10 protein-coding genes are annotated in these 11,737 nt (G+C 61.3%); 4 read left to right on the forward strand and 6 right to left on the reverse strand.

Going from position 1 to position 11,737, the window contains the following annotated elements; genetic code table 11:
• On the reverse strand, nucleotides 1–1,247 hold a 1,247-nt coding region (locus C9383_RS11395; protein WP_107338867.1), incomplete at its 3' end, for a ribonucleotide-diphosphate reductase subunit beta.
• A 301-nt stretch (nucleotides 1,248–1,548) separates the two neighbouring features.
• Here C9383_RS11395 and fae point away from each other — a divergent pair.
• The 4 genes from fae to C9383_RS11415 all read left to right on the forward strand — a co-directional run bounded on the left by fae (nucleotide 1,549) and on the right by C9383_RS11415 (nucleotide 5,979).
• On the forward strand, nucleotides 1,549–2,061 hold the full coding sequence (fae, locus tag C9383_RS11400; protein ID WP_060752763.1) for a formaldehyde-activating enzyme: 513 nt from the start codon (nucleotides 1,549–1,551) through the stop codon (nucleotides 2,059–2,061).
• 10 nt (nucleotides 2,062–2,071) lie between these two features.
• The gene (locus C9383_RS11405) at nucleotides 2,072–3,106 is read left to right on the forward strand and encodes an aldo/keto reductase (RefSeq protein ID WP_090371329.1); all 1,035 of its coding nucleotides are present in this window, start codon (nucleotides 2,072–2,074) and stop codon (nucleotides 3,104–3,106) included.
• Nucleotides 3,103–4,536, forward strand: coding sequence for an NAD-dependent succinate-semialdehyde dehydrogenase (locus C9383_RS11410; protein WP_090371327.1), 1,434 nt, complete (start codon nucleotides 3,103–3,105; stop codon nucleotides 4,534–4,536). The genes C9383_RS11405 and C9383_RS11410 overlap by 4 nt, the downstream gene beginning before the upstream one ends.
• A 72-nt stretch (nucleotides 4,537–4,608) precedes the next feature.
• The gene (locus C9383_RS11415) at nucleotides 4,609–5,979 is read left to right on the forward strand and encodes an MFS transporter (RefSeq protein WP_090371325.1); all 1,371 of its coding nucleotides are present in this window, start codon (nucleotides 4,609–4,611) and stop codon (nucleotides 5,977–5,979) included.
• Between the two features lie 26 nt (nucleotides 5,980–6,005).
• Here the strand turns inward: C9383_RS11415 and C9383_RS11420 are convergent, their stop codons facing one another.
• From C9383_RS11420 to C9383_RS11440, 5 genes are all read right to left on the reverse strand, one after another.
• Nucleotides 6,006–6,881 carry a LysR substrate-binding domain-containing protein gene (locus C9383_RS11420; RefSeq protein ID WP_090371324.1) on the reverse strand — a complete coding sequence of 292 codons (876 nt, stop codon included), beginning with the start codon at nucleotides 6,879–6,881 and terminating at the stop codon, nucleotides 6,006–6,008.
• A 140-nt stretch (nucleotides 6,882–7,021) separates the two neighbouring features.
• Nucleotides 7,022–8,191 carry a hypothetical protein gene (locus C9383_RS11425; protein ID WP_090371322.1) on the reverse strand — a complete coding sequence of 390 codons (1,170 nt, stop codon included), beginning with the start codon at nucleotides 8,189–8,191 and terminating at the stop codon, nucleotides 7,022–7,024.
• An 85-nt stretch (nucleotides 8,192–8,276) separates the two neighbouring features.
• Nucleotides 8,277–9,914, reverse strand: coding sequence for a dipeptide ABC transporter ATP-binding protein (locus tag C9383_RS11430; protein ID WP_090371320.1), 1,638 nt, complete (start codon nucleotides 9,912–9,914; stop codon nucleotides 8,277–8,279).
• Between the two features lie 2 nt (nucleotides 9,915–9,916).
• Nucleotides 9,917–10,753 carry an ABC transporter permease gene (locus C9383_RS11435; RefSeq protein ID WP_090371317.1) on the reverse strand — a complete coding sequence of 279 codons (837 nt, stop codon included), beginning with the start codon at nucleotides 10,751–10,753 and terminating at the stop codon, nucleotides 9,917–9,919.
• Complete coding sequence (locus C9383_RS11440; protein WP_090371315.1) at nucleotides 10,750–11,703, reverse strand: ABC transporter permease; 954 nt, start codon at nucleotides 11,701–11,703, stop codon at nucleotides 10,750–10,752. The genes C9383_RS11435 and C9383_RS11440 overlap by 4 nt, the downstream gene beginning before the upstream one ends.
• Nucleotides 11,704–11,737 lie beyond the last annotated feature (34 nt).

The raw sequence follows: 11,737 nt of genomic DNA on the forward strand, positions 1-11,737 counted from the left end.
TCCCAGCTCAGCGCGCCGCCGGTCTGGTACTCGATCACCCGAGTCTCGAAGAAATTCTTCTCTTTCTTCAAGTCCATGATCTCGCTCATCCACGGGAATGGGTTGGTGGTGCCTGGATACTCTTCCTTAAGACCAATCTGCGACAACCGACGGTTAGCGATGAACTTCAAATAGTCTTCCATCATCGCCGCATTCATTCCCAGTACCCCACGAGGCATGGTGTCGCGAGCGTATTCGATCTCCAGCTGGGTCCCTTGCAGGATCATCTGGGTCGCTTCTTCCTTCATCTCGGCATCCCACAGGTGTGGGTTTTCGATTTTGATCTGGTTGATCACGTCGATACCGAAGTTCAGGTGCATCGACTCGTCGCGCAGGATGTACTGGAACTGCTCGGCGACGCCGGTCATTTTGTTGCGGCGGCCCATGGAGAGGATCTGGGTGAAGCCGCAGTAGAAGAAGATGCCTTCCAGCACGCAGTAGTAGGCGACCAGGTTGCGCAGCAGTTCCTTGTCGGTCTCGACGGTGCCGGTTTCGAACTTCGGATCGGAGATCGAACGGGTGTATTTCAGGCCCCAGGCGGCTTTTTTGGCGACCGATGGGATCTCGTGGTACATGTTGAAGATCTCGCCTTCATCCATGGCCAGCGATTCGATGCAGTACTGGTAGGCGTGGGTGTGGATCGCTTCTTCGAAGGCCTGGCGCAGGATGTACTGGCGGCACTCCGGGTTGGTGATCAGGCGGTACACGGCCAGCACCAGGTTGTTGGCGACCAGCGAGTCGGCGGTGGAGAAGAAGCCGAGGTTGCGCATGACGATGCGGCGTTCGTCGTCGGTCAGGCCCTCGGGGTTTTTCCACAGGGCGATGTCGGCGGTCATGTTGACCTCTTGCGGCATCCAGTGGTTGGCGCAGCCGTCGAGGTATTTCTGCCAGGCCCAGTCGTACTTGAAAGGCACGAGCTGGTTGAGGTCGGCGCGGCAGTTGATCATGCGTTTTTCGTCAACGGCGACGCGGGCGGAGGCGCCTTCGAGTTCGGCGAGGCCTTCGGCGATGTCGAGTTTGTCGAGGGCGGCCTTGGCGCGCACGATGGCGGCGGAGTCACTGGCGGTGACGGCGCGGGCTTCAACCGCGGCGGCAGCGCCGGCGCCGTCGAGGCGGTCCATGTTGGCTTCGGTGGCGTGGCCGGCGTTGGCGCCCCTGATCACCGCTGCACCGGTGTCTTCGTTGTCGACTTCATCCCAACTCAGCATTGAAATTCTCCTTCCTGGTGCTCGAAAAAATAGGGGGTTGCAGGCTTCATGGCATTGAAATACTGCGCAGAGTGTGGTGGGGAAATTCCAATTCTGCACACTATATAGTGGTCTGTTCTGTTTGTGGGCACACTATATGGTGTGTGGCAGGCGGGGTCAACGCGCAGGAATGCGCGCAGGGGTCGCAGGGCTATGAGAAAAACTCACACCCCCATGACTTTTAATGGTTACGGCCGCTTCCAAGCTCAATGCTAAAAATTCGCCAACAAGCTCCCCATAACAACAATGAGCGTTTGCGAAAATGAAAGCACTTGATCTGTACATCGGCGAAGGCTTCGAAGGCCCAGGCGTCAATGCTGCCCATATCAACATTCTCATCGGCCCACGCAATGGCCCGGCCGGCCAGGCGTTCGCCAACAGCCTCGCGTCGCCAAGCCAGGGCCATTGCCCGTTCATGGTGATCGCCCAGCCGAACATCCCGGTCAAACCCATGACCCTCTACGTCAACAAAGCCGCCATCGGCAGCGACCTGCACGGCAATGCCACCTGGGGTGCGTCCCAGGCCGGGATCGCCAAAGCGGTGCTTGAAGCGTTGCTGGACGGCACCTTGCCGGCCGAGGCCGAAGACGAATGGGCGATTGTCACCGCCAACTGGGTCAACCCGGCCTGCGATGATCTGGACGCCGTCTACCTGAACAACTACAACGCCTGTCGCACCGCGATCCGCGCCGCCCTGAATGGCACGCCGTACACCGCGCAGTTGGCCGATGTGGTCAATCACATCAGCAATCCTTTCTACACGCCGAAAGCCTGAGGAGACTGCCATGCAATACATCCGTTTGGGCAACTCCGGCCTGCAAGTCTCACGCCTGTGCCTGGGCACCATGAACATGGGCACCCCGGACTGGAAACCGTGGATTTTCGACGAAAAGCAAAGCGAGCCGATCGTCGCCCATGCCCTGGCCAACGGCGTCAACTTCATTGACCTGGCCGACTTCTACTCCGCCGGTGTCGGCGAAGAAGTGGTGGGGCGCATCCTCAAGCGCGTGGCGCGACGTGACGAGATCGTGGTCACCACCAAGGTCGGCTACGGCACCCGCAGCGGTATCAACGCCAGTGGCCACTCGCGCAAGCACATCATGGACAGCATCGACGCGTCCCTGAGCCGTCTGGGCATGGATTACGTCGATGTGTTCATGCTGCATTACTTTGATGTGAACACCCCGGTGGAAGAGACGATGTGTGCGCTCAACGACATCGTGCGCTCCGGCAAGGCCCGCTACATTGGCGTGTCGACCATGCTCACGGGGCAGCTTGCCAAAATACTGATGGCCTGCGAGCGCAATGGCTGGGTCAAACCGATCAACATGCAGTTGCAACTGAACTGCGCCTACCGCGAAGAAGAGCGCGAGATGATTCCGTTCTGCCGAGACCAGGGCCTGGGCGTCTCGGTGTTCAGCCCGCTGGCGCGTGGTTTGCTCACGGGTGAGGTGCAATCGACGCGCAACCAGACCGATTTCTTTACCCAGCAGATGTACAGCGACCAAGCCTCGTTCGATATCGCCCATTCGGTACAGCGTGTGGCCCGTGCCCGTGGCGTGTCCAACGCGCAGATCGCGCAGGCGTGGGTCGCCAACCATCCTGGCGTCGACGTCATGCTGGTCGGCGCCGATACCACCGCGCAATTCGACAGTGCGCTGGCGGCCCTCGACACCCACCTGGATGCCGAAGAGCTGCACGAACTGGAGCGCAACTACACCCCGTGCGATGTGATCAATGACTACACCGCCGGCAAGCGCATCCTGCGTGAGGCCCGCCCGGGCCTGGACCGTTTCAACCTGACCGAGGCCGTGGCATGAACCCGCTGATCCGTACTGGCAACTACATCGATGGCCAATGGTCCAGCGGTGGCCCCACCTATCCGGTACTCAACCCGGCCAATGGCGCGCTGATCGTTGATGTGCAGCGCGCCGCCGCTGAAGAAACCCAGCTGGCCATCGATGCTGCCCACCGTGCCTTGCCGGCCTGGCGCAAGCTCACCGCCAAGGAGCGCAGCCAGCGCCTCAAGCGTTGGAGCGAGCTGATGCTGGGCAACCAGAAAGACCTGGCTCAGTTGCTCAGCCTGGAACAGGGCAAACCCCTGGCCGAAGCCATGGGCGAAGTGGTCTACGCGGCAAGCTTTCTGGAGTGGTTCGCCGAAGAAGCCAAGCGCGCCTATGGCGATGTGATCCCGACCCACAAGGCTGACGCACGCATCATCGTGACCAAGGAAGCGATTGGTGTCGTGGCTGCGATCACGCCGTGGAATTTTCCCCTGGCGATGGTCACCCGCAAAGTCGGCCCGGCACTGGCGGCCGGTTGCACGATGATCCTCAAACCGTCGGAAGAAACGCCGTTGTCGGCTTTTGCCTTGGCGGTGCTGGCCGAGCAGGCGGGTATTCCAGCCGGTGTATTCAACATCGTTTCGGGTGACGCCGTCGCCATTGGTGGTGCGCTGCAAGCGTCTGGCGTTGTGCGCAAGCTGTCGTTCACCGGATCCACTCGCACCGGCAAACTGCTGATGCGCCAGGCCGCCGACACGCTGAAAAAAGTCTCGCTGGAACTGGGCGGCAATGCGCCGTTTATCGTGTTCGACGATGCTGACCTGGACGCCGCCGTCAAAGGTGCCATGGCCTCCAAATTCCGTAACACCGGGCAGACCTGCGTGTGCGTCAACCGCTTCTATATCCAGGACGGCGTGTACGAGGCCTTTACCCGTAAATTGGCCGAAGCGGTCAGCGCCATGCGTGTGGGCAGTGCGTTGGACGGCGACACCGAGCAAGGCCCGCTGATCAACGCAGCCGCCTTGGCCAAGGTCGAAGCCCACGTGGGCGACGCGTTGGAGAAGGGCGCCAAGCTGCTCTGCGGCGGCCGTCGCCATGCACTGGGCGGCACCTTCTTTGAGCCGACGATTCTCACTGAAGCCAATGGCGACATGTTGATCGCTCAGGAAGAAACCTTCGGCCCCGTGGCGGCGTGCTTTCGTTTCACGGACGAAGCCGAGGTGCTGCAACGGGCCAATGACACGCCGTTCGGCTTGTCCGCCTACTTCTACAGCCGCGATATCGGCCGCGTCTGGCGCATGGCCGAGGGCTTGGAGGCGGGCATGGTCGGCATCAACGAAGGGATCATTTCCACTGAAGTCGCGCCGTTTGGCGGTATCAAGGAGTCGGGCCTCGGCCGTGAGGGTTCCAAGTACGGCCTGGAGGATTATCTGGAGATCAAATACCTGTTGATGGGAGGCCTGTAGCCTCTGATTTGAACCGGTGCCCGCAGGGGCACCGGCTGTTACTCCGTCAAAAACAACAATATGGAGAACGCCATGACTGTACAACCCGTCAAAATCGACGATCTGCCGATCGGTCGGTTTCACCTCAAGATTGCCGGCCTGACCTTCGGCGCGCATTTCACCGACGGCTATATTCTTGGCCTGATCGGTATCGCTTTCACCTTGCTCAGCCCACAAATGCAACTCGATGCCTTCTGGCAAGGCTTGATCGGTGCTTCGGCCCTGATCGGTCTGTTTTTGGGCAGCCTGTTTTTCGGCTGGATCTCCGACACCCTCGGCCGGCAGAAAATCTTCCTGGTCAGCTTCGTACTGATCACCGTAGCGTCGGTGATGCAGTTCTTTGTTGAAACCGCCATGAGCCTGTTGCTGTGTCGTATCTTGATCGGCATCGGCCTGGGCGGCGATTTCAGCGTGGGCCACGCCATGCTTGCCGAGTTCTCACCGAAGAAACACCGCGGTGTGCTGCTCGGCTCGTTCAGTGTGATCTGGACCTTCGGCTATGTGGCCGCGACCTTTGTCGGCACCGCCATGCTCAGCCTCGGCGACGACGCCTGGCGCTGGATGCTGGCGTCTTCGGCGATCCCCGCCGGGTTGATCCTGCTCGCCCGCATCGGCACCCCGGAATCACCGCGCTGGCTGGTCAATCGTGGGCGCATCGCCGAAGCCCGCGCCATTGTCAAAAAACACCTGGGCGAGCACGTGCTGCTGGATGAAGAACCGTCCGCGCAGACCCGCTCCGGCTATGGCGTGCTGTTCAGCCCTGAGTACCGCAAGCGCACGGCCTTCAACTGCCTATTCTTCGTGTGCATCGTGATGCCGTACTTTGCGATCTACACGTTCTTGCCATCGATCCTGCAGAAGATGGGGTTGTCCCAGGGGTTCGGCACTGAGTTGCTGCTCAACTTATTGCTGATTGTCGGCGCGCTGCTCGGTATCTGGTGCACGGTGAAGTTCTCGCGCCGTGGCTTTCTGATCAACTCATTCATCATCCTCGCGGCGGCACTGTTCCTGCTGGCGGTATTGCCGGGTAGCCTGGCGTGGTTGATGGTGCTGACATTTGGCATATTCACGTTGGTGTTGTCGGCGGTCAGCAATCTGGTGGGTGTGTTTCCGGCGGAAAGCTTTCCCACCGAGGTACGTGCCAGCGGCATCGGTCTGGCGACTGCGGTCAGCCGTTTGGGCTCGGCGATCAGTACGTTCCTGTTGCCGGTCAGCGTGGCCGGGATCGGCTTGAGCCCGACCATGGGCATTCTGGCGGCGATCCTGGTGTTCGGCGCAATCATTTCCTGGGCCTGGGCCCCGGAAACCAAAGCGCTGACGCTGAGCCAGGCGTGCAAGGCGCAGAGCCCGGTCGAGCAGCACACGGCGCTCGGCGTGAAAAGGGCGAATGCTGTCAGGGTGTAGGTGTATCCGGGGTGGGTGAGTGCCTGTCAGGGATTGCTCACACGCCCCAACCACTCAGTAAACAGACCAACCTTGGATAACCCCTGCTTGTCCGCTGCCACATCCAGCCAATAGCCATACGGCCCGATCACCTCCACCGGGGTGATCGGCAGCAAACTGCCGTTGGCGAGTTCGCGCTCGATCATTTGCCGGTCGATCACCGCCAGCCCACCGCCGGCCAGGGCGGTGTGGATCACTTGGTCCAGGGTGCTGAATTCCAGGCCCCGGCCCGCATCGATATCGTCTCGGCCCATCGCCGCCAGCCAGTTTTCCCAGACTTTCAAACGCTTGCCGTCGTGCAGGATATGCAGCAGCGGGAAGCGTCGCAGGTCGGGCGGTTGGCCGTCGATAAACAGCTCCGGGCTGGCTACGGCGATATGGCGCTCCATCACCAATAACTCACTGTGCCAATGCGGGTCTGCGTCCAGACCAAAGCGAATGCGGCAGTCGATCTCGGCCAGGCTCTCCTGGTGGCTCTGGTGGGTGACGCTGAGGTTGATATCCGGATAGTGCTCACAGAACCCGCGCAAGCGCGCCGACAGCCAGCGTGTGGCCCAGGTCGGTGGTGCAACGACACGCAGGCGCTGGCGCAGGTTGGGTACGCGCACGGCCTGCAGGGCGCGTTCGATATGGTCGAAGGCGTCGCTCAGGTGTGGCGACAAGGCGAAGCCGGCCTCGGTCAGGGACAGGCCCTGGGGCGTGCGGACGAACAGGGCTACGCCCAGGTAGTCTTCCAGCTGCTTGATCTGGCGGCTGACTGCGCCTTGGGTGACATTGAGGCCCACGGCGGCCTGGCTGAAGCTGCGGTGGCGAGCGACTTCTTCGAAGACGCGAAGCATGTTGAGTGCAGGGAGGTGGCGCATGGTTCGGGTTCCACACATTGTTTTTATAGTGTTTTCACTAGCCTCATCGCAGGCAAGCCAGCTCCCACATTTTTGACCGCGCCGCCGATCAAATGTGGGAGGGGGCTTGCCCCCGATGGCGTCAGTGCTGACGCCGCCTATTAGAAGTAGTAACCGATGTTCATGTACAGCTGATTTTCCCACTGGTTACTGCCCCCGGCACCCAGGCTCTGGGTGTAGCTGCTGCCACCGATGTAGGGGTCGTTCTTGCCGATCAACCACTCCGTGGCGATCCACAACTTGCTGAACGAAAACGAGGTACCGAGGATCACTCGTTGCGAGGTCTTGAAGGCATCGTCGGATTTGTCGAAAGCGCTGTAGTTGGCATACAGCTTCACGCCGCTGATCTGGTCGAACAGGTATTTGCCGGCCACGTCATAACTCAGGTCCGCTACATACAGATTGCCGCGGCTGGCGACGTTGAAGGTGCCGTCATAACCGCCCAGTGTGACCACGCCATTGGTGCCCTCGTTGCGCGGTGACATCTGTTGGCGCGCCGCCTGCAACTGCAGGCCCCATGGACCGTTTTTGCCCAGGTAGTGGATGGCTACGGCGTTGCGTCGGCCGTCATTGCCGGTGTCCTTGTTTTCCAGGGTCGAGGTCAGGCCCGACAGGCCGACTTCGGATTTCCAGCCGCCCAGGTCCATGGCTTTGGCGACGCGCACCACCACGGTGTTGCGCTCCTGGTTATGGCTGCCGTCGGCGACATAACTGTCGGCTTCGGAAATCACGCTGGAATAGGTCACGCCCTTGCTGGTGCCTTTGCCTTGCCACGCCGGGCGCAGGTAATAACCGGCCTGGATGTTCCAGTCACCGCTTTGCTGGATGTACTTGGTGCCGACCTGTTGCACATCTTCCAGGCCGATCACGTTGCCCAGGGTTTCATAGAAGGTACTGCCGAAATACGGCTGCAAGCCGAACGGCACGGTGTTCAAGCCCACTTGCACTTGCTGGTCCGGGTTGAACTTGTAACCTACCCAGGCGAATTTGGCGAACTGGATGTCGCCGTAATTCTTGGTGTACTGGTAAGGGTAAGAGCGCCCATAAAATCGGTACTGTGCCTCACCAATCCAGGTGTCGGAGTTGTACTTGGCGCTGAGAAACACGGTGTCGAGCCCGAACTTTTGAATATCGCGGTCCGGATCATAGTCCCAGCGCGCACGCACGGCGCCGCCAAGGTCGAGGTTGTCGGTGACCTGATAGGCCATGGCCGGTACCGCCAGGGCGCCGAGTACCGGGATGAGGGTGAAGTAGCGTGTCGTTGGTCGCATGTTTTTACTCTCGTTTTTAGTTTTTTTTGGGCAACAGCAGCCCGTTGCCGCAGCAAATGCTGCGACGCAGGGAAAAGGCTTGGACTCAGTGCGCGTTGGGGTGGATCAGCCTCAAGGGCGGCCCGGCGGCGGGTAACTCGCAGGCGCCGGGTGCCGCCGCGAGAAGGGCCTGGGTGTAGCTGTTCCGTGGCCTGAGCAAGACCTGTTCGGCGCTGCCGTATTCCACCACTTCGCCTTGCCGCATCACCGCAATGTGGTCGCTGATCTGCGCCGCCACGCGCAGGTCGTGGGTGATAAACAGGATGCTCAGGTTCAACTGCTTCTGCAGTTCGGCCAGCAACTCCAGCACTTGCTTTTGCACTGACACATCCAGTGCCGACACACTTTCGTCGGCGATCAGCACTTCCGGGCGCATGGCCAGGGCCCGGGCGATGCCGATGCGTTGGCGCTGGCCCCCGGAAAACTGCCGGGGCTTGCGCTTGAGGGCGTCACGCTTGAGGCCGACCTGTTCGAGCAAGTCACCGGCTTCGGTCCACGCATCTTTGGCGGACAACCCTCGCAGTCGCGCGGCGCGGGCAATGATGTCGCCCACCCGGTGGCGCGGGTTGAGCGAGCCGTACGGGTCCTGGAAAATCATCTGGATGCGGCGCCGATTGGCCGCCAGGGCCGAGCCGCGCAAGCCCAGGAAGTCGCTATCGCCGACCCACACATGCCCACTGTCGCTGTCTACCAGGCGGATTGCCGCCTTGACCAGGGTGCTTTTGCCTGAGCCGGACTCACCGACGATCGCCAGTGTCTTGCCCCGTGGCAGGTTCAGCGACACATTGCGCAGCGCCGCCACTGAGCTGCCGCCGACGTTATAGGTTTTGGTCAGGCGCTCGATACGCAGCGCCATTTCGCCGTCGGCACAAGGTGTGCGCAGTTCGGGATGCAGCGCCGGTACCGCGGCAATCAGCTTGCGTGTATAGGCGTGGGCGGGGGCATTCAACACCTGGTCCCGTTCGCCGATTTCCACCAGACGGCCACCTTCCATGACGGCGATGCGATCGGCAATCTGCGCGACGACCCCGAAGTCGTGGGTGATAAACAGAATGCCGTGTTGACCGCGCCCTCGCAGGTCGCGCACCAATTTCAACACTTGGGCCTGGGTGGTCACGTCGAGGGCCGTGGTCGGTTCGTCAGCGATCAACAAGTCCGGGTTCATTGCCAGGGCCATGGCGATCACGACCCGTTGGCATTGGCCGCCGGACAGCTGGTGGGGGAAACTGTTGGCGATGCGCGGCGGGTCGGGCAGTTGGGTGGATTCGAGCAGCGCGAGCATGCGTTCCTGGCGTTCGCGCTGAGGCATCTGTGGCGCATGGATATCAAAGATTTCCTCGACTTGTTTGCCGATGCGAATCGCGGGGTTCAACGCAGCCATGGGTTCCTGGAAAATCATTGCGATGCGGTTACCGCGCAGTGCGCGCAAACGGCTTTCATCCAGGCTGCAGATGTCGTCACCGAGAAAGTCGATCACCCCACCGGCATGCCGCAGACCCTTGGCGTAGTCGCCCATGATCGCCGCCGACAGGACCGACTTGCCTGAACCGGACTCGCCTATTACGCAGAGGATTTCGCCCTTGCGCACCTCCAGGCTGATGCCGTGCACGGCGTGGCGGCGGTCGGCGCCGGTGGGCAGTTCAATCGTCAGGTCTTGCACACGCAATACGGGTTCTGGGTTCATGTTCAACTCCTTGCGCCTTGCTGGGCGTGTTCATCCAGGCCGTCCGCGAGCAGGCTCAGGCCCAGCATCAGCGTGGAGATGGCGATGCACGGAAAGATCACCAGGTGCGGAAAGGCGATGGCCATGGCGCGGCCGTCGTTGATCATGCCGCCCCAGTCCGGGGTCGGTGGCGGCAGGCCGAGGCCGAGAAAACCCAAGGCGCCGATCATGATCGCGGTGTAGCCGATGCGCAGGCAGAAATCGACTATCAAGGGCCCGCCGCAATTGGGCAGGATCTCCACCAACATGATGCGCAATAAACCTTCGCCTTGGGTGATGGCGCTGAGTACGTAGTCGCGCGAACGAATGTCGATGGTCAATGCGCGCATGATCCGGAAGATGGCCGGGGCACTGGTGAAGGTCACCGCAATCAGGATGTTCACGGCCGAGGCGCCGAGGGCGATGATGATCACGATGTACAGCACCAGCACCGGGAACGACAGCACGGTGTCGGCCACATACGACAGCACCGCGTCGACCCAGCCATTGAAGTAACCGGCACACAGGCCCATGGCAATGCCGACGGCGAACGCGGTAAGGGTGGCGAGGATCGACCAGAACAGCACCGTGCGCGTGCCCCAGATCAACCGCGAGAGAATGTCTCGGCCGATCATGTCGGTGCCCAGCAGGAAGCTCTGGCCGTTGTCGCCGGCTGTCATTGGCGTGAGCAGTGGCGTGAAGCTTTCCAGCGGATCATGCGGCGCGAGCCACGGCGCCAGCAACGCGGTCACCACCCAACTGCCGACCAACAGCAGGCCGAGCAACGCCAAGGGGTGCTTGAAGGCTTGAAGACGGTTCATCGGGTACCTCCGCCGAGACTGCGCAGGGTGATGCGCGGGTTGAGCCAGGTGTAGGCCAGGTCCGAGAAGATCTTGGTGATGCCCACGACCACCGCACTGACCATCGCGCAGGCTTCGATCAGGTACACGTCATGGTTCAGCGATGCGGTGTAGAGCAGCGAGCCGAAGCCCTTGTAGGCGAAGAACACCTCGACCACGATGACGTTGGACAGCAGCCACGGGATGTACAACATGATCACGGTGATGGGGGCGATCAGCACATTACGCAGCGCATGGCGCATCACGATGCGTGCGGTCGAGGCGCCTTTGAGGCGGGCCGTGCGGATGTACGGTGACTGCATCACTTCGACCATCGACGCCCGGGTAATGCGCGCCAGGTAGCCGATGCCGAACAGGCACAGCACCATCAACGGCAGGACCAGTTGCACCGCGCTGAAGCCCTCGCTCATGCTGCTGACGCCGGGCAGCCAGTTGAGCCAGAACACAAAGAGTGCCGAGACGAACACCGCGCTGGCGAAGTCGGGAATCGACGTGGTGACGATCGACAGGAACGACACCAACCGGTCAAGCAGCGAGCCCTGGCGAATGCCGGCCAGCACGCCCAGGGTCAGCGCCACGGGCACCATCACCAGCAGGGCCAGCCCGGCGAGGGTCAGGGTCTGCGCCAGGTTGGGCAGCAACAGGTTGATCACCGACTCACGAAAGTACACCGAGGTGCCCCAGTCGCCGCTGACAAAATCCTTGAGCCACAGCAGGTAGCGCCACACAAAGGGTTGGTTGTAGCCGTATTCCACCAGCCACGCCGTGCGTTGGTCGGCGGCGGAGTAGGGGCCGAGGACGTTGATCGCGACGTCTTCGATGTTCAGTTCCAGGGCCAGGAACACGATCAGTGACACCGATAACAGGGTTGCCACCAGCGCCAATAATTTACGCAACAGAAAATGAGCCATGGGTGCATGCTCCGACGAATGATGGGAGACCTGC

The sequence above is a fragment of the Pseudomonas palleroniana genome, from assembly GCF_003031675.1.
Lineage (GTDB): Bacteria > Pseudomonadota > Gammaproteobacteria > Pseudomonadales > Pseudomonadaceae > Aquipseudomonas > Aquipseudomonas palleroniana.